This is a genomic window from Streptomyces sp. NPDC059037 (assembly GCF_042740015.1).
Lineage (GTDB): Bacteria > Actinomycetota > Actinomycetes > Streptomycetales > Streptomycetaceae > Streptomyces.
This window is the reverse complement of sequence record NZ_JBHYIG010000109.1, coordinates 11046-28174: the sequence shown is the minus strand read 5'-3', so window position 1 is coordinate 28174 and position 17129 is coordinate 11046. Positions and strand designations below refer to the sequence as shown.

General features: G+C 70.5%; 16 protein-coding genes. 6 read left to right on the top strand and 10 right to left on the bottom strand.

Features of this window, described 5'->3' with window-relative positions; all coding sequences use genetic code 11:
* Positions 1-122: 122 nt before the first annotated feature.
* A complete protein-coding gene (locus ACFWY6_RS22725) occupies positions 123-398 on the bottom strand; it encodes a GlsB/YeaQ/YmgE family stress response membrane protein (protein ID WP_384693219.1) in 276 nt (91 codons plus the stop codon).
* 215 nt (positions 399-613) lie between these two features.
* On the opposite strand from ACFWY6_RS22725, the gene ACFWY6_RS22720 reads away from it, so the two are divergent.
* Together ACFWY6_RS22720 and ACFWY6_RS22715 are read left to right on the top strand one after the other, a co-directional pair.
* The gene (locus tag ACFWY6_RS22720; protein ID WP_384693216.1) at positions 614-1003 is read left to right on the top strand and encodes a DUF3099 domain-containing protein; all 390 of its coding nucleotides are present in this window, start codon (positions 614-616) and stop codon (positions 1001-1003) included.
* Positions 1004-1192: 189 nt separating this feature from the next.
* A complete protein-coding gene (locus tag ACFWY6_RS22715) occupies positions 1193-1408 on the top strand; it encodes a hypothetical protein (protein ID WP_365501259.1) in 216 nt (71 codons plus the stop codon).
* Between the two features lie 16 nt (positions 1409-1424).
* Here the strand turns inward: ACFWY6_RS22715 and moaA are convergent, their stop codons facing one another.
* The 3 genes from moaA to ACFWY6_RS22700 all read right to left on the bottom strand — a co-directional run bounded on the left by moaA (position 1425) and on the right by ACFWY6_RS22700 (position 4601).
* Positions 1425-2423, bottom strand: coding sequence for a GTP 3',8-cyclase MoaA (gene moaA / locus ACFWY6_RS22710; RefSeq protein WP_384693213.1), 999 nt, complete (start codon positions 2421-2423; stop codon positions 1425-1427).
* A 181-nt stretch (positions 2424-2604) separates the two neighbouring features.
* A complete protein-coding gene (locus tag ACFWY6_RS22705) occupies positions 2605-4236 on the bottom strand; it encodes a cation acetate symporter (RefSeq protein WP_384693211.1) in 1632 nt (543 codons plus the stop codon).
* The gene (locus tag ACFWY6_RS22700; RefSeq protein WP_360763810.1) at positions 4233-4601 is read right to left on the bottom strand and encodes a DUF485 domain-containing protein; all 369 of its coding nucleotides are present in this window, start codon (positions 4599-4601) and stop codon (positions 4233-4235) included. The genes ACFWY6_RS22705 and ACFWY6_RS22700 overlap by 4 nt, the downstream gene beginning before the upstream one ends.
* 336 nt (positions 4602-4937) lie before the next feature.
* On the opposite strand from ACFWY6_RS22700, the gene ACFWY6_RS22695 reads away from it, so the two are divergent.
* From ACFWY6_RS22695 to ACFWY6_RS22680, 4 genes are all read left to right on the top strand, one after another.
* Complete coding sequence (locus tag ACFWY6_RS22695) at positions 4938-6479, top strand: S8 family serine peptidase (protein WP_384693209.1); 1542 nt, start codon at positions 4938-4940, stop codon at positions 6477-6479.
* A 14-nt stretch (positions 6480-6493) separates the two neighbouring features.
* Complete coding sequence (locus tag ACFWY6_RS22690; RefSeq protein ID WP_384693206.1) at positions 6494-8080, top strand: S8 family serine peptidase; 1587 nt, start codon at positions 6494-6496, stop codon at positions 8078-8080.
* Positions 8081-8387: 307 nt separating this feature from the next.
* Positions 8388-9827 (top strand): CoA transferase, encoded by a 1440-nt coding sequence (locus ACFWY6_RS22685; protein ID WP_384693227.1) that lies wholly within the window; start codon positions 8388-8390, stop codon positions 9825-9827.
* Between the two features lie 147 nt (positions 9828-9974).
* Positions 9975-10970: a CopD family protein gene (locus tag ACFWY6_RS22680; protein WP_384693224.1), complete on the top strand. Its 996-nt coding sequence runs from the start codon at positions 9975-9977 to the stop codon at positions 10968-10970.
* Between the two features lie 27 nt (positions 10971-10997).
* Here the strand turns inward: ACFWY6_RS22680 and ACFWY6_RS22675 are convergent, their stop codons facing one another.
* The 6 genes from ACFWY6_RS22675 to ACFWY6_RS22650 form a co-directional block, all read right to left on the bottom strand.
* A complete protein-coding gene (locus tag ACFWY6_RS22675; RefSeq protein ID WP_384693204.1) occupies positions 10998-12041 on the bottom strand; it encodes a zinc-dependent alcohol dehydrogenase family protein in 1044 nt (347 codons plus the stop codon).
* Between the two features lie 34 nt (positions 12042-12075).
* Entirely contained in the window at positions 12076-12846 is a 771-nt protein-coding gene (locus tag ACFWY6_RS22670) for a lysoplasmalogenase (protein WP_384693201.1), read from the bottom strand.
* Positions 12843-13727: a sterol desaturase family protein gene (locus ACFWY6_RS22665; protein ID WP_384693198.1), complete on the bottom strand. Its 885-nt coding sequence runs from the start codon at positions 13725-13727 to the stop codon at positions 12843-12845. The genes ACFWY6_RS22670 and ACFWY6_RS22665 overlap by 4 nt, the downstream gene beginning before the upstream one ends.
* 107 nt (positions 13728-13834) lie before the next feature.
* Positions 13835-14551, bottom strand: a complete 717-nt coding sequence (locus ACFWY6_RS22660) for a VIT family protein (RefSeq protein WP_384693195.1) — start codon at positions 14549-14551, stop codon at positions 13835-13837.
* A 47-nt stretch (positions 14552-14598) separates the two neighbouring features.
* Positions 14599-15837, bottom strand: coding sequence for an amidohydrolase family protein (locus tag ACFWY6_RS22655; RefSeq protein WP_384693192.1), 1239 nt, complete (start codon positions 15835-15837; stop codon positions 14599-14601).
* On the bottom strand, positions 15834-17117 hold the full coding sequence (locus tag ACFWY6_RS22650) for an amidohydrolase family protein (RefSeq protein ID WP_384693189.1): 1284 nt from the start codon (positions 17115-17117) through the stop codon (positions 15834-15836). Before ACFWY6_RS22650 ends, ACFWY6_RS22655 begins: the two co-directional genes overlap by 4 nt.
* Positions 17118-17129 lie beyond the last annotated feature (12 nt).

Sequence of the window (17129 nt, the reverse complement as noted above, 5' to 3'; positions counted from 1 at the left end):
GGGGCGCGGGGGGCCCGGGCGGGCCCCCGGCCTCCCCGCGCGCCGCCCGGGGGGGGCGGCCGGGGGGGCCCCGCCCCTTCGGCCAGCCGGCGAGGGAGGGAACCACCGGCGCGGCAGGGCGCCTAAGCCGACTGTTTGTTGCCCTTGACCATCTTGTACGCCATGTCACCGAGGCCCACGACGACCAGCGCGGCCCCCAGCTGCAGGGCGTGCCGACCCCAGTCGATGCCTCTGGTCTCGTCGATGCCGAAGCCCGCGGCGAGCGAGTTGCCGATGATCGCACCGACGATGCCGAAGATCGTGGTCAGCCAGAGCGGGCTGTGCTGTTTGCCGGGCAGGATCGCCTTGGCGATCAGCCCGAGCACGAACCCCACGATGATGGCCCACAACCAGCCCATAGCTGCCTCCTCATACGGCTCGACATGAGCGTTACGGTCAGTGTCGGCCTGTCCGCCATACGGCGCATGTCGGGCACCCCCATACGTGGCATGACGGAGGAAGTACGCCGAGATGGGACAGGCCCCGGTCTCGTAGGCTGCGCAGCCCCGGCGTAACGTGGAGCGGGTCCGGGCCGGGGAGAGTCCGGCGTCTTGTGAGCAGGCGGTGGAATGTGATGCGGAAGCAGAGCAGTGCCCAGGTCTTCCGGATCACCGGAGCCCGGCAGGGCCTCGAGGAGGACGTGCGCGGCAGGCAGCGGCGCTACATGATCTCGATGTCGGTCCGTACTCTTTCGGTCATTGCCGCCGCCGTCCTGTGGAACGTCGAGCGGCATGTCGCTTTCGTTGCTCTGGTGCTCGGGATACTCCTCCCGTACATCTCCGTCGTGATCGCCAACGCCGGCCGGGAGAGCGCGCCCTCGCTGCCGGCGACCTTCGTACCGGCGCCGTCACGGCCGATGATCGCTCCGCCGGCCGCAATGACCGAGTCCGCGGAACCCTTCCCGGAAGCCGGCGCGGGCCCCAAGTCCGGTGAGCCCGACGCACCTTCCGGCCACCAGAACTGACCGTCGACGTTGCGCCAAGCTCAAGAAAAGCTCAGATCAATCATGTAGTTCCGGTGCCAGGCACCGGGTCCCCCGTGACATACTTCGTACGCGCTCCGCATCCCCCGTCGGAGCGACAGACCGACGCCGGGCAGCTCCCCCCGTGGCTGCTCGGCGTCGCCTTGTTTTGAACGCACTTGGACGTCATCTGTGAGCGACGAAACACCGATCTGTTCCGCCAAGGGCTGCCGCGCCGACGCGGTCTGGGTGCTCGCCTGGAACAACCCGAAGATCCACACGCCGGAGCGCCGCAAGACCTGGCTCGCGTGTGACGAGCACCGCGAGCACCTCTCCCAATTCCTGGGCGTACGCGGCATGTTGAAGGACGTCGTCACGCTGGCCGAGTGGGAAGCGCGGGAGGGTTAGCGGCGGCTGCGGCCGCCTAGCCGCCGATCGCCGACATCGGGCGGTCGGGCTGCAGGAACGTCGGGTCGTCGAGGCCCGAACCCGCCTTCTTGCCCCACATGGCGAGCTTCCATATACGGGCGATGTTCTCGTCCGAGCCGTCCTCGCCGTCGGAGCGCAGGGCCGCCCGCAGGTCCGTCTCCTCGGTGGCGAACAGACAGGTGCGGACCTGGCCGTCGGCCGTAAGGCGTGTGCGGTCGCAGGCCGAGCAGAAGGGGCGGGTGACGGAGGCGATGACGCCGACGCGATGCGGGCCGCCGTCCACGATCCAGCGCTCGGCGGGGGCCGAGCCGCGCTCGCCGGAACCCTCTTCGGTGAGCTCGAAGCGCGTACGCAGCGACTGCAGGATGTCACCCGCGGTGATCATGCCGTCGCGCTTCCAGCCGTGCTGGGCGTCGAGCGGCATCTGCTCGATGAAGCGCAGCTCGTACTCGTTCTCGACGGCCCAGGCGAGCAGGTCCGGGGCCTCGTCGTCGTTCAGGCCCGGCATCAGGACCGTGTTGACCTTGACCGGGGTGAGGCCCGCGTCGCGCGCGGCCTGGAGGCCTTCGAGGACGTCCTTGTGCCGGTCGCGGCGGGTGAGGGTCTTGAAGACGTCGGGGCGCAGGGTGTCAAGGGAGACGTTCACCCGGTCGAGGCCCGCGGCCTTGAGGGCGGCGGCGGTGCGCTTGAGGCCGATGCCGTTCGTCGTCAGGGACATCTTGGGGCGCGGCTCCAGCTGGGCGCAGCGCTCGACGATGCCGACGAGGCCGGGGCGCAGCAGGGGCTCGCCACCGGTGAAGCGGATCTCCTTGATGCCGAGCTGCGTCACGGCGATGCGGATGAGGCGGACGATCTCGTCGTCGGAGAGCAGCTCGGACTTGGACAGCCACTGCAGGCCCTCTTCCGGCATGCAGTACGTGCATCGCAGATTGCACTTGTCGGTCAGCGAGACCCGCAGATCGGTGGCCACTCGGCCGTAGGTGTCGATGAGCACGTGGGCCCCCTCCCTGATCCTGTTCAGCCAGTCCGGTTCAGATAGTGACGAGCCTACGTGACGGGACCGACATCGAAGCGGGCCCGATCCCACGAGGAGCGGCGCGGCCGCGTCGTAGAGATCTACCAAACGATCTACGACGCGGCCGCTGACGTGCGTGTTCAGGCGGAATGAGCCGGAATCAGTGGGCTCCGGTGCCGGTCAGGGACCGTACCTCCAGCTCCGCGTACTTGCCCTTGTCGGGCTCCTCCTTCGACAGCATCGTGCCGAGCCAGCCGAGCAGGAAGCCGACCGGGATCGAGATGAGGCCCGGGTTCTCCAGCGGGAACCAGTGGAAGTCGACGCCCTTGAACATCGAGGTCTTCGGGTTGCCGGAGACGACCGGCGAGAAGAGGACCAGGAAGACCGCCGTGAAGAGGCCGCCGTAGATCGACCAGAGCGCGCCCTGGGTGGTGAACCTCTTCCAGAACAGGCTGTAGAGGATCGTCGGCAGGTTGGCGGACGCGGCGACCGCGAAGGCGAGCGCGACCAGGCCCGCCACGTTCAGGTCGCGGGCGAGCGCGCCGAGCGCGATGGAGACGATGCCGATGAAGACCGTCGCCCAGCGGGCCGCCTTCATCTCCTGCTTCTCGGTGGCCTGGCCCTTCTTGATGACGTTGGCGTAGATGTCGTGCGCGAACGACGAGGACGAGGCCAGGGTCAGGCCCGCGACCACCGCGAGGATGGTGGCGAAGGCGACCGCCGAGATCGTGGCGAGCAGGATCGCGCCCCAGGACGAATCGACGCCGCCCAGATGGAGCGCGAGCAGGGGTGCAGCCGTGTTGCCCGCCGGGTTGGACTCGATGATCTCGGCCGGCTTGATGAGCGCGGCGGCGCCGAAGCCGAGCGCGATCGTCATCAGGTAGAAGGCGCCGATGATGCCGATCGCCCAGTTCACGGACTTACGCGCGGCCTTGGCCGTCGGCACCGTGTAGAAGCGGATCAGGATGTGCGGCAGGCCCGCGGTGCCCAGGACCAGGGCGATGCCGAGCGAGATGAAGTCCAGCTTCGAGGTGGACGTCGCGCCGTACTTCAGGCCCGGTTCGAGGAACTTGGTGCCCTGGCCGCTGTTGGATGCGGCGGTGCCGAGCAGGTCGGAGACGTTGAAGTTGAACTTGAGCAGCACCAGGAAGGTCAGCAGCAGCGTGCCCGCGATGAGCAGGACGGCCTTGACCATCTGCACCCAGGTGGTGCCCTTCATGCCGCCGATGGTGACGTACACGATCATCAGTACGCCGACGAGGGCGACGATCCCGACCTTGCCCGCGTCGGACGTGATGCCGAGCAGCAGCGAGACGAGCACGCCCGCGCCCGCCATCTGCGCAAGGAGGTAGAAGATCGACACGATGATTGTGGACGTGCCCGCGGCCGTGCGCACCGGGCGCTGGCGCATCCGGTAGGCGAGCACGTCGCCCATCGTGTAGCGCCCCGAGTTGCGCAGCGGTTCGGCGACCAGGAGGAGTGCCACCAGCCAGGCGACCAGGAAGCCGATGGAGTAGAGGAAGCCGTCGTACCCGAAGAGGGCGATCGCACCCGCGATGCCGAGGAAGGACGCGGCCGACATGTAGTCGCCGGAGACCGCGAGGCCGTTCTGGAAGCCGGTGAACTGGCGGCCGCCCGCGTAGAAGTCGGCGGCGCTCTTGGTCTGGCGGCCTGCCCAGACGGTGATGAACAGGGTGGCGACGACAAAGACGGCGAACAGGGAGATGATCAGCGGCCGGTGCTCGCTCGCCTCACCCGCGGCCAGGACTGTGGTGCTCAGCGCGGGGCTCATGCGCCGCCCTCCATACGGGACTTGATCGCCTCGGCCTTGGGGTCGAGCTTGGTGGCCGCGTGGTGGGAGTACCACCAGGCGATGAGGAACGTGGTCAGGAACTGCGCGAGGCCGAGCACCAGGGCGACGTTGATGTTGCCGAACAGCTTGGTGCCCATGAAGTCGCCCGCGTAGTTCGACAGCAGCACGTAGGCCAGGTACCAGACGATGAACGCGATGGTCAGCGGGAACGCGAACGAGCGGTGCGCGCGGCGGAGTTCACCGAACTCCTGGCTCTCCTGCTCCTGGATGAACTCCTCCGTGGAAGGGGCGTGGGGAGTGGGGTCTGCGCCGCCCTTCGAAGGCGGCGGTGCATCGGTGGCCACGGAGTCTCCTCGTGGTGCGGGTGCGGCGGGGACGGACAGCTGATCCATGGGCTCTCTCTGATCCGATCTGTTCCTGCGTGACGCGGATCACGTAAGCCACGGATGGCGATGCTAAGGCCACGGGACGTGATCCGACAGGGGGGTTGATGTTGCTTCCGTTTCCTTTTCAACGTCATCACCGCGACGTCGTCCCGGCCACACTCCCCGATTTCTTCAAGAACCCGTTGCTGGCCTGGGAGTTCTGGGGATAGCTTCACTCTGCAATACCCGTCATGTACCTGCCCGACCACCTTTTGTGTTCGGGCAGTTCACGTATCCGGATGATGTGGAGATCCCATGGCTCATCTGCGCTCCAGACGCCGCGTCGCGCTCACCGTGCCGCTCGGTATCGCACTCGCGGCATCGGTCGGCTTCGCCCCCGGCGTCGCGACCGCGGTGCCCTCCGACGCCCCCGCGACCGCAGGCGCTTCGGCGAACGCCGAGGCCCCGAAGCTCGCGTACGTCGTCAACACCCGCCCGGACCACGGGACGATCGAGTACGTCAAGAAGGCCATCTCCAAGGCGGACGGCACCGTCGTCGTCGCCTACGAGAAGATCGGCGTCATCGTCGCGCACTCGGCCAACCCCGAGTTCGGCAAGCAGATGCGCAAGGTCAAGGGGGTCCAGTCGGCGGGCGCGACCCGCACCTCGCCCCTGACCGCGGCCGGCACCACGGAGGAGGGCGCCCCGACCTTCGTGTCGAAGACCGAGGCCAAGTCGCTCCAGAAGCAGGCCGGTCCGGATGCCGAGCCGATGGAAGCCGACCAGTGGGACCTGCGCGCGATAGGCGCCGACAAGGCGGCGAAGATCAACCCCGGCAGCGGCAAGGTCACCGTCGGCGTCATCGACACCGGAGTCGACGACACCCACCCGGACCTCGCGCCCAGCTTCTCGGCCTCGCAGTCGGCGAGCTGTGTCGGCGGCAAGGCGGACACCTCGCCCGGCGCCTGGCGTCCGGAGAAGAAGGAGCACTACCACGGCACGCACGTGGCCGGCGAGATCGCCGCCGCGCGCAACGGCGTGGGCGTCGCGGGTGTCGCGCCCGGCGTGAAGGTCGCGGGCATCAAGGTGGCCGACCCGGTCAGCGAGCTGTTCTTCCCGGAGAGCGTGGTCTGCGCCTTCGTGTTCGCCGCCGACAAGGGCATCGAGATCACGAACAACAGCTACTACGTGGACCCGTGGCTCTACAACTGCATGGACGACCCCGACCAGCGGGCCATCGTCGACGCGGTCAACCGGGCCCAGCTGTACGCGCAGCGCAAGGGCACCCTGAACCTGGCGTCCGCGGGCAACTCCAACCATGACCTCGCCTCGGACGAGATCCTGGACGACTCAAGCCCGGACGACTCGACGCCGGTGCCGCGCACCATCGACCCCTCCGAGTGCTTCGACGTCCCGACGCAGCTGCCGGGCGTGGTCACGGTCAGCGCGACGGGCGTCAAGGACCTCAAGTCGTACTACTCCACGTACGGCAAGGGCGTCATCGACATCGCGGCCCCCGGCGGCGACAAGTACCAGATCCCGGGCGACACCCCGTCGAAGAACGGCCGCATCCTCTCCACGATGCCGGGCGGCGAGTACGGCTGGCTGCAGGGCACCTCGATGGCATCGCCGCACGCCTCCGGCGTCGCCGCGCTCCTGAAGTCGACGCACCCCAAGGCGAGCCCCGCCGAACTCCAGCGTCTTCTTAAGAAGCAGGCCGACAACCCGGGCTGCCCGACGGAGCCGTACGACCCGGACGGTGACGGCAAGGTCGACGCGGTCTGCGAGGGCGACACGAACAAGAACGGCTTCTACGGCAGCGGGATCGTCGACGCGCTCGACGCCGTGAAGAAGTGAGGGGCTCGCGCACCATGACCGCATCCTTCCCGCGCTCCCGCCGCGTGCTCGCACTCCCCCTCGGCATGGCGGTGGCCTCGGCCGTCGCCTTCCTGCCGGGGACGGCGGCGGCCCAGCCGGACGCCGCGTCCCGGCCGGGCGGCCCGGTGTCGTCCGTCGTGGACGCCCTCGGCGCGACGCTCGCGGACGGCACGTCGATGAGCTACGTCGTCAACGTCCGCTCGGGTCCCGGCAGTTCACCGTCCGCCAAGACATCGGCGTACGTGAAGAAGGCCATCGCCAAGGCGGGTGGCACCGTCGTCATCGCGTACGACAAGATCGGCGTGATCGTCGTCCACTCGTCGAACGCGGACTTCGCCAAGGAGATCCGCAAGGCCAAGGGCGTCCAGTCGGCGGGTGCCACGCGGACGGCTCCGTTGTCCGCGCAGTCCGACGACGCCCTTGAGGCCGACCGGCCGCTGACCGCCGCCGAGGCCGAGAAGGCCGCCGGGCAGGCGGGCGCAGGCCAGGACGAGCTGGAGCCGCTCCAGTGGGACCTGCCCGCCATCAAGGCGGACCAGGCCCACAAGGAGTCGCTCGGCAGCTCCAAGGTCACCGTCGGCGTCCTGGACTCCGGCGTGGACGACACACATCCGGACATCGCGCCGAACTTCGACGCGAAGGCGTCCGCGAGCTGCCTGGGCGGTGTGCCCGTGCAGAAGGACAACGCGTGGCGTCCGGTGGCCAAGGAGAGCGACCACGGGATGCACGTGGCGGGCACCATCGCCGCCGCGAAGAACGGCACCGGCGTCACCGGTGTCGCTCCGGGCGTGAAGGTGGCGAGCCTGAAGGTGGCCGAGCCGGCGACCGGCATGTACTACACGGAGGCCGTGGTCTGCGGCTTCATGTGGGCCGCCGATCACGGAGTCGACGTCACCAACTCCAGCTACTACACCGACCCGTGGCTGTTCAACTGCAAGACGGACGACGACCAGAAGGCCCTGGTCGACGCCGTCGGGCGGGCCACCCGGTACGCGGAGCGCAAGGGCGCGGTGAATGTCGCGGCGGCCGGAAACGCCAAGACGGACCTCGCGCAGGACGAGATCGTCGACGACTCGAGCCCGGACGACACGACTCCTACGGAGCGGACGATCAAGACCGCGGACTGCCTCGACCTCCCGTCGCAGCTTCCGGGTGTCGTGACCGTCTCGTCCACGGGCGCGAAGGGCATCAAGTCCTCGTTCTCGAACTACGGCAAGGGCGTCATCGACATCGCCGCACCCGGCGGCGACTCGACGAAGTTCCAGACGCCGGACGCGCCGGCCACCGACGGCCGCATCCTGTCGACGCTGCCCGGCGGCAAGTTCGGCTACAAGGCGGGTACGTCGATGGCGTCACCGCACGCCGCGGGCGTCGCCGCGCTCATCAAGTCGGCCCATCCGCACGCCTCTTCGGCGAAGGTGAAGGCGCTGCTCTACGGCGAGGCCGACGCCATGAAGTGCACCGATCCGTACGACATCGACGGTGACGGCAAGGTCGACGCGGTCTGCGCCGGCGGCAAGAACGCGAACGGCTTCTACGGAGTGGGCATGATCGACGCCCTGGACGCCGTGCGGAAGTAGCGGATTCGCTTTCGCTTGCACAGAAGGGCCGGGCGGTTGCGGACCGCCCGCCCCTTCGCGAGAGGATCTCGCTCCATGTACGACCAGCGGAACCCGGCATTCGGCTCGGTCGACATCGACGGCTGGGTGCCTCGTGCACCGTCCCCCTGTGGTTCTACCGCGGGGTCGACGGCGCCTACGTGGTGCGGGCTGCAACCGAGCGCGGCTGGGACCTGGAGCCTTCCGAGCCGGAGAAGGAGCTCACGTTCAAGTGGGCGGCGACTACGTAGACACCGCCAGGCATAGTGCATGCATGACGCACACACCGATGACCGGTACGCGCGCGGCCTGGGCGGCGCTCGGCGGCGATCCCGCGCTCCTCTCCCGTGTCGAACCCGTCGTACGCGCGGGGGTGTTGCCCGCGCGGCTGCCCGTCCGTGAGCTGGCCCGCGCCTGTGTGGGCGGCTGCGCGCTCGCCGCGGCGGAACTGGCGGCGGCGCGCACCGGGCGGGCCGTGCCCCGCGTCCGGGTCGACGACGGGGCGGTGGCCGCCGCGTTCACCAGCGAGCGGCAGCTGCTCGTGGACGGCCGCGAGCCCGTCAACTTCGCTCCCCTGTCCGGCTTCTGGCGCACCGGGGACGGCGGCTGGGTGCGGACGCACGCCAACTATCCGCACCACCGGGCGGCGCTGCTGGCCGCGCTCGGGCTCTCCGCGGACTCTGGCGACTCCGCTGACTCCGTGGACTCCGTGGCCGCCCGGATCGCCGAGCGGCCCGCCGTGGACGTGGAGGACGCCGTGTACGCCGCCGGAGGGCTCGCCGTGGCGCTGCGTACGCCCGAGGAGTGGGCGGAGCACCCGCAGGGCGCCGCGGTGGCCGAGCGGCCGCTGCTGAGCCGCGAGCGGATCGGCGAGGGGCCCGCGCGGTCCCTTCCGGCGCTCACCGGCGACCCCCTGTTGCCGGCTTCCGGGCTCCGCGTGCTCGACCTCACCCGGGTCATCGCGGGCCCCGTCGCGACCCGCACGCTTGCGCTGCTCGGCGCGGACGTGCTGCGGATCGACTCGCCCCGGCTGCCCGAACTGCCGGACCAGCACGCGGACACCGGCTTCGGGAAGCGGTCCGCGACGCTGGACCTGGCGCGGCGCGCGGATCTGCGGACGTTCGACGAGCTGCTCGCGGGGGCCGACGTGGTCGTCACCGGGTACCGCCCCGGCGCCCTTGACCGGTTCGGGCTCGCCCCTCTGGCGCTGGCCGAGCGCAGGCCCGGGATCGTGGTGGCGCGGCTTTCGGCGTGGGGGGACTACGGGCCGTGGGCCGGGCGGCGCGGCTTCGACAGTCTGGTGCAGGTCGCGTCGGGGATCGCGTCCGCCGAGGGGTCACCCGAACGGCCGGGCGCACTGCCCGCGCAGGCCCTGGACCACGGCACGGGCCATCTGGTGGCCGCCGCCGTCCTGCGTTCGCTCACCGAGGCGATGGCGGGCGGGGGCACGTGGGGTGTGAGCCTGACGCTCGCGCAGACGGCGCACTGGCTGACGGGGGCGTCCCTCGGGGGCGCTCCCGGGGACGCTTCCGAGGGTGCTCCCGAGGGCGCTTCCGAGGGCGAGGACAGCACCTGCCCCACGGACGACGCCTCCCCCTGGCTGGCCGAGACGGACAGTCCCCTGGGGCGGCTGCGGCACGCGCTGCCGCCGGTGTCCCTCGCGGGCGGACCGGACAACTGGTCGCGGCCGCCCGGCCGTTGGGGCACCGATACGCCCGAGTGGCGGTGAACGGACCCCGTCGGGCGGAATGGGATTTCGCCAGTTGTTTGCCAGGACTTGCCCGTTAAGGGGGCACCTGGTGAAGATCTTGTGGTGAGTCCCATACAACCGTCCGCCGAGCCCGGGGGCGATGCAACGGCCGAAGCGGCCGCCTCCGTGCCCCGTGCGTCCCACCGTGCGCCGCGCGGCCGCCCCTCGCCCGCGCGTGCCGTCGCCGTGCTCGTCCTGGTGGCCGTCGCCGCCCTGATCCCGCTGCTCGGCCCGTCGGCCGCACTGGACGGCACCGGGGAGGCCGAGGCACCGGGCACGGCGGGGATCACGTTCCTGCGGACGGTCATGTTCGCCGCGCTCTGCGTGCAGTTGGGCGAGGTGTACGCGATCCGCCTTGCCCGCCGGGTGCCGGGGGCGCCGCTGGAGCGCGAGCCGCGAAGCTGGGCGGCGTACGCGGCGGGCGCGGGCATCGTCGCGACGCTGGGGCTCGCCTCCGTGGTGGCCACCGGCAATCTGGTGCCGCATCAGCTCTCCGACATGGATATCGGCGGTCTCTATCAGACACGGGACGGCAGGCTGGCGCTCCTGGAGGTCAACGCCTTCATCGTGTCCCTGCTGTGTTCGAGGTCGCGCCGCCCGTCGACCGCCGCCCTGCCGCTGACCGCGGTGATCGTCGCGGAGGCGCTGCGCGCGCACCCGCCGGCGGAGGACACCCCACTGATCGGGTCCGGACTGACGCTGGTCCATCTGACCTGCAGTGTGCTGTGGGCGGGCGGTCTGCTGCACGTGCTGCGCACGCTGCGGCTGTGGCGGACGTCCGCTCCCCGGGAGGGCGGAGCGCTTCTTGGCCTCTACGCGCGCGTGGCGGCCTTCCTGCTCGCCGCGATCACCGTGACGGGGGTGTTCAGCACGCTGCGCCGGATGCCGCCGGGCACCGTGCTCGACCAGCTGACGGACACGGCCTACGGACGCACGCTGCTCGCCAAGCTGCTCCTGGTGGTGGCCGTCGCCGTCATGGCGCTGCTCGCGCGCGCCCGGCTGCGCAAGGCCGCCGATCCCGTCTCCGCGTACGCACCCGCGCGCGGGGAGGTCATCGCGCTCGGCCTCGTCGTGGTGGTGTCGGCGCTGCTCACCGCGCTGCCGCTGCCGATTCGCTGGTGAGCGGGCCGGGGCGTATCGGGGGCCGGCTCAGTTGGTCACCATCACCTTGAGCGCGGTCCGCTCGTCCATCGCCTTGTAGCCGCCGGGTACGCCCTCCAGGTCCACCGTCAGGTCGAAGACCGGCGACGGGTCGAGGGAGCCGTCCAGGACGTCGGGCAGCAGGTCCGGGATGTACGTCCGCACGGGCGCGACGCCGCCGCGCAGGGTGATGTTCCGGTCGAACATGACGCTCAGGTCGAGGCCCGTGCTGCTGCCGTGCGGCACTCCCACGAAGCCGATGGCCCCGCCGTCGCGCGTGACGTTCACGGCGGTGCGCATCGACTGCTCGGTGCCGACCGCCTCGACCACGCAGTGCGCGCCCTGGCCGCCGGTGAGTTCACGGACGGCCTCCACCGCCGCGTCGCCGCGCTCGGCGACGACGTCGGAGGCACCGAAGCCGCGCGCGATGTCCGTACGCACCTGGTGACGGCCCAGGGCGATGACGCGTTCCGCGCCGAGCCGCACGGCGGCGAGCACCGCGCACAGGCCGACCGCCCCGTCGCCGACGACCACGACGTTCGTCCCGGGCCGTACGCCCGCGCCGAGCGCCGCGTGATGGCCGGTGCCCATCACGTCCGAGAGGGTGAGCAGGGCGGACAGCAGCTGGTCGTCGGACGCGGCGTCCGCGGGCAGCCGGACCAGCGTCCCGTCCGCGAACGGCACGCGCACCGCCTCGCCCTGGCCTCCGTCGTAGCCGACCGAGCCCCAGAAGCCGCCGTGCACGCAGGACGTGGTCAGGCCCTCCTTGCAGTACTCGCAGACGCCGTCCGACCACATGAACGGCGCGACGACCAGGTCGCCCCGCCGGAAATCGGTCACTTCGGAGCCGGTCTCCTCGACGAGACCGAGGAACTCATGGCCGATCCGCTGCCCCGGCTGCCGGGCCGACTCGCCGCGGTAAGCCCACAGGTCGCTGCCGCAGATACAGGCGCGCAGGACGCGTACGACGGCGTCGGTGGGCAGCTGGGCGACCGGTTCTGGTACGTCCTCCACGCGCAGGTCGTACGGGGCGTGGATGGTGGTGGCGCGCATGGGGGTGCTCCTCGGCTCCTTGCCGGAACCCCCCTCAGGGCGTGCTCGTCCGCCCTTCACCGTACGTCGGGTTCGGCGCTGTCCGCGCGTTCAGCGCCGCCAGCACGCCTCTGACCAGCAGGAACTGTGCGGCGATATAGGTGAGCATGATCCAGAAGTCGGGTCTTGGCGCCTGCGGCCACTCGGCGACGCCGGTCGCGATGAGGGTGTCCGAGAGGAGGAAGAGGGCGCCGCCGGCCGCCGCGGTGAGGCCCAGTGTGGTCGCGCCGAAGGCCATCGCGGTGAGCAGGAGGCTGTAGCCGGCCACCGGGCCGCGCATGTCCGCGGGGAGGTCGGGCCAGAGCAGTGCGACGGTCGTGACGAGGGCTGCCGCGTACGCCGCGACGAGGCCTGCCCCGCGTGCGCGTGCCGTGCCGTAGCCCTTGCCGTACCTCTTGAAGAGGACGAGGTAGCAGACGTGGCCTGCGGCGAAGGAGCCCATGCCTGCGAGGAACGCGGGGTCCGCGTCGAAGAGGAGCAGGGTGTCGCCTCCCCAGCCGAAGAGGAGTGCCGCGGTAAGGAGGCGCGGGCCCTTGACCGTGACTACGTATGCCGCCAGCAGGGGCATCAGGAGGGGCTTGAAGATGGTGTGGCCTGTGTCTGCGTCCACCAGTAGTGCTGTGAGGTCGCCCAGCGCCGCCAGGGCGAATGCGGCCAGGAGGAGCTTGGCCTTGGTGGACGCCGCTCCATCGGTGCCCGGCAGCTGGGGTTGTGCCCACCCGTTCCGCCGTGCGGAACGCCTGCCCACAACAGGAACACGACTCATGCGGCGCTCTCCGGTACCGGCTCTGGTGCCTTGCTCTGTGGTGTCTGGGGTTGCGGCTGCCAGCCCGGTCCCCGGAACAGCCTGCCGCCCCGTTCGCGCCATGTCGTTGCCGTCTTCAGGTCCTTCGCTATCGCCGCGTACTCGTGCGTGGCCACCCGCAGCGGGTTGAACGTGGTGATGTTCTTCGTCAGGCCGTACACCGGGCGGTCCGTCTCCGCGACCCAGGAGCCGAACATGCGGTCCCAGATGATGAGGATGCCGCCGAAGTTGCGGTCCAGGTAGCCGCCCTGTGACGCGTGGTGGACGCGGTGGTGCGAGGGGGTATTGAAGACGTACTCGAAGGGCCGGGGCAGCTTGTCGATGCGTTCGGTGTGGATCCAGAACTGGTAGACGAGGTTCGCCGAGGAACAGAAGGCGAGTGCCGCCGGGTGCACGCCGAGTGCGATCAGCGGGACGTAGAACGGCCAGACCGTCAGGCTCGTCCAGGGCTGGCGCAGCGCCGTGGTGAGGTTGAACTTGCGGCTGGAGTGGTGCACCACATGGCAGGCCCACAGGATGCGGATGACGTGGTGTCCGCGGTGCGACCAGTAGTAGAAGAAGTCCTGCGCGAGCAGCATCAGCGGGATCGTCCACCACAGCACGGGGATGTGCAGCGGTGTCAGCGCGTAGATCGCCGTGTAGATGGCGACGATGGGGATCTTCCACAGGAAGTCGAAGGCGAGGCTGCCGAGCCCCATCGTGATGGAGGTCGCGGCGTCCTTCGTCTCGTACCCGGCGGCGTCCTCGTCGGGATGGATCCGGTGGCTCACGATCTCCACGACGGTGAGCAGCACGAAGGCGGGTATGGACCACAGCACGACATCGGGCAGGTTCGGCGGCATGCGTGCACCGTAAAGGCCCCTGACGGGCCGCCGCTAGACGTAGTTACCGACAAGTATTACCAGTGGTAAGCCGACGGATGTTGGCGGGCCTCGCCAAAAGCGGACGCTCAGACACCGACCGCCCCGAGCAGCGCGCCCGCCCCGTGGGTGACCGCCATGGCCAGCGCTCCACCTGCCACGTTCCGCAGCACGGCGGGACGCACGGCCGCTGAGCCCAGGCGCGCGCTGCTCCAGCCCGTGAGGGCGAGCGCGCCGAGGACCGAGACGACGGTGACGGCGAGGCGCCAGTCGGCGGGCGGCAGGATGATCGCGAGGAGCGGCAGGAGCGCGCCCACGGTGAACGCGACGAAGCTGGCCCAGGCCGCGTGCCACGGATTGGTGAGCGCGTCGGGGTCGATACCGAGCTCCACGCGCGCGTGGGCCCGCAGCGCGTCCCGCTCGGTGAGCTGTTGCGCCGCCTCGCGGGCCACCTCGCGGCTGAGCCCGCGCTCTTCCAGGAGGCCGGTCAGCTCGACCAGTTCGGCCTCGGGTTGCTCCCGCAGCTCACGCTTCTCCATGGCCAGGGCGGCCTTCTCGGAGTCGCGCTGGGTGGACACGGAGACGTACTCGCCCGCGGCCATCGACATCGACCCGGCGAGCAGCCCGGCCAGGCCCGCCGTGAGCAGGGTGGCGCGGTCGCCGGTGGCGCCCGCCACGCCGACGACCAGCCCGGCCGTGGAGACGATGCCGTCGTTGGCCCCGAGCACGGCGGCCCGCAGCCAGTTGAGCCGGGAGGCGAGCGCGCCGCCGTGCGCCTCGTCGTGTTCCGGTGCCTGATCGCTCACCCGGGGAGGGTCTCACCCCGGGTGAGCGAGTCGGCAGGGGCACGCCGTCACCAGACGCGTACCGAACCTCCTGGGGCGAACACCGGGCTCGTCGCGCCGGCCGGGGTCTCCTTGAGGGGTTCGTCCAGTTCCTGGACGGTCGGTCCGACCTTCGCCGCGATCGCGTCCAGAAGCTCCAGGTCGAAGCCGTAGACGCGGGCCGCGTTGCCGCCGACCATCGCCGCGATCTCCTCCTTGGGGAGACCCGCGTACGCGATGCGCAGGCCCTCGCGCGAGAAGGGGTGCGTGCCTTCGTCGTGCGGGTAGTCGCTGCCCCACATGATCTTGTCGAGGCCGATCCGGTCCCGCATCTGCGCCTCGTGCGGGCGCATGAAACTCGCGCCCACGAAGCAGTTCTCGCGCCACACCTCGGAAGGACCCTTGCCCATCGAATCGGCAAGGCCCGCACCGAACTTCGACTCCGCCGTGTCGGTCGTGTCCGCCTTCGAAGCCGCCGCGACCAGGCGCCCGTGGTAGTAGTCCAGCATGTCGAGCACGCCGGGGATCCAGCCCGAGCCCTGCTCGGTGAGGACGAGCCTGAGCTCGGGGTGGCGGCGGAAGGCGCCGCCGAAGACGAGGTGCCACAGCGCCCGGTGCGAGAACCACGTCGTCTCCACCATGAAGACGGCGCGCGCGGCCGGTTCCTCGCCCAGCGGTGGCGATGCCGAGCCCGCGTGGTGGTTGACCGGCACGCCGCGCTCGGCGCAGGCCGCCCAGATCGGGTCGTACGTCGCGGAGTAGAGCTCGGCGAGTCCCGACCCCGGCGGTGTGCCGGGCAGCAGCAGGCCGCCCTTGAGCCCGGCGTCGGCCGCCCGGTTGATCTCCTTGACGGCCTCGTCGACGTCGTTGAGGAGGATCTGGAAGACGCCCGCCCTGCGGCCGGGAGCCGCGGCGCAGAAGTCGGCGAGCCAGCGGTTGTGGGCCCGCAGGCCCGCCCAGCGCTGCTCGAACTCCTCGCGCGTGGGCGCCGGGGCCATCAGGGACGCGCTCGGGAAGAACGGCGGGATGGTGTTCGGGAAGACGACCTCGGCGACGATGCCGTCCTGTTCCAGCTCGGCGACGCGGCGCTCCGAGTTCCAGTTGCGGTCGGCGGTGTCGGCGAGGAGGTCCTCGTACGGATTGACGTAGGTGGCCGCCCACGCGTCGAACGCGTCGTGGTGACGCGACTCCAAGTAGGGCTTGTAGTCGAGGAGATCGGCGCCCGCGTGGCAGTCGGCCGAGATGACGGTGTAGCGCTCCGCTGTCATGTCTGGGCCCCCAGTACCGGGAAGTCGTTCTCGGTCAGCCAGTGGCGGCCCACCTCGCGCGAGCGCGCCCAGGAGGCCTCCACTGCCGACTGGTCGGTGGCCTGGCCCAGTTCGGCGGGCGTCGGACCGATGCGGCGGGCCAGCGGCGCCAGCTTCTCCGTGTCGAAGCCGAAGACCTCCGCCGCCGCGAGGCCCAGCATCCGGCGGGTCTCCCCCACCGGGATGTCGTGGAAGGTTTTCTTCAGCCACGCGCGCGTGTCGGGCCAGGTCCCTTCGGGGTGCGGGAAGTCGCTGCCCCAGAGGATGTTGTCGACGCCGATCTCGTAGCGCTGGGCGAGTTCGCGGCGCTTGGTGTTGGTGGCGCAGATGAAGATCTGCCGATCCAGGTACTCGTGCGGCGACCGCTTGAGCTCCGCGAACGGGGAGAGCTTCTTGCCGCCGTGCGCGCCCAGGTAGAGGCGGTCCATGAACCACAGGAGGTTCGGCAGCCACCAGCAGCCCGACTCCGCGACACCGAACCTCAGCCCCGGGTGGCGCTCGAAGACGCCCGACCAGAGCATGAACCACAGCGGCCGCGCGGGCCACCAGGTCACTTCGGAGACGTAGATCCCGAGGTGGTCGCCGTACTCGTGGCGGGGCGCCGCCCCGGAGTGGGTCACCACGGGCATCGCGCATTCTGCCGCCGCCGCCCACACGGGGTCGTAACGCCGGTCGTGGTAGGGCGCCTTGTCGACCCACATGGAGGGGATCATCAGCGCGCCGAGCCCGGACTCCTTGGCCCGGTGCACCTCGGCGACGACCCGGTCGACCTCTCCGGTGATGGGCAACAGGGCGACGCCGCAGTGCCGTTCGGGATGCTCGGACACGAAGTCGGCGAGCCAGCGGTTGTGCGCCTGCGCGCCCGCCATGCCGAGCTCGGGGTCCTGGTCGCCGGAGAGGCCGAGGCCCACCCCGAAGGGCGCCGCCGTCTGGCTGTCCACGGCGTCCGCGTCGGGGAAGACGACCTCGGCGGCCACCCCGTCGCCGTCCAGCTCCTTGAGGCGCTGCGCGGTGTCCCAGCCGCCGCGCAGGCCCTCTTCGTTGTCCTGGAACCACTTGGCGGCGAACGCGTCGTTGCGGATGCCGAGGCGGGTCGCCTCCGCGCGACGGGCGTCGCGCTCCCCCAAGAACTGGTCGAAGTCCCGGTGGAAGCGGCTGTCCAGATAGGGCCGGTACTCCTCGGTGGGGAGCCCGGCGTGGCAGTCGGAGGAAATGATCAAGTAGGGGTCCTGGCCGGTCATCTGTGGCACTCC

What these genes read in the sequence shown, in the direction of transcription:
- ACFWY6_RS22725 (WP_384693219.1), bottom strand. Translation starts at nt 398, where the DNA reads ATGGGCTGGTTGTGGGCCATCATCGTGGGGTTCGTGCTCGGGCTGATC.
- ACFWY6_RS22720 (WP_384693216.1), top strand. Translation starts at nt 614, where the DNA reads ATGCGGAAGCAGAGCAGTGCCCAGGTCTTCCGGATCACCGGAGCCCGG.
- ACFWY6_RS22705 (WP_384693211.1), bottom strand. Translation starts at nt 4,236, where the DNA reads ATGAGCCCCGCGCTGAGCACCACAGTCCTGGCCGCGGGTGAGGCGAGC.
- ACFWY6_RS22695 (WP_384693209.1), top strand. Translation starts at nt 4,938, where the DNA reads ATGGCTCATCTGCGCTCCAGACGCCGCGTCGCGCTCACCGTGCCGCTC.
- ACFWY6_RS22690 (WP_384693206.1), top strand. Translation starts at nt 6,494, where the DNA reads ATGACCGCATCCTTCCCGCGCTCCCGCCGCGTGCTCGCACTCCCCCTC.
- ACFWY6_RS22685 (WP_384693227.1), top strand. Translation starts at nt 8,388, where the DNA reads ATGACCGGTACGCGCGCGGCCTGGGCGGCGCTCGGCGGCGATCCCGCG.
- ACFWY6_RS22675 (WP_384693204.1), bottom strand. Translation starts at nt 12,041, where the DNA reads ATGCGCGCCACCACCATCCACGCCCCGTACGACCTGCGCGTGGAGGAC.
- ACFWY6_RS22670 (WP_384693201.1), bottom strand. Translation starts at nt 12,846, where the DNA reads ATGAGTCGTGTTCCTGTTGTGGGCAGGCGTTCCGCACGGCGGAACGGG.
- ACFWY6_RS22665 (WP_384693198.1), bottom strand. Translation starts at nt 13,727, where the DNA reads ATGCCGCCGAACCTGCCCGATGTCGTGCTGTGGTCCATACCCGCCTTC.
- ACFWY6_RS22655 (WP_384693192.1), bottom strand. Translation starts at nt 15,837, where the DNA reads ATGACAGCGGAGCGCTACACCGTCATCTCGGCCGACTGCCACGCGGGC.
- ACFWY6_RS22650 (WP_384693189.1), bottom strand. Translation starts at nt 17,117, where the DNA reads ATGACCGGCCAGGACCCCTACTTGATCATTTCCTCCGACTGCCACGCC.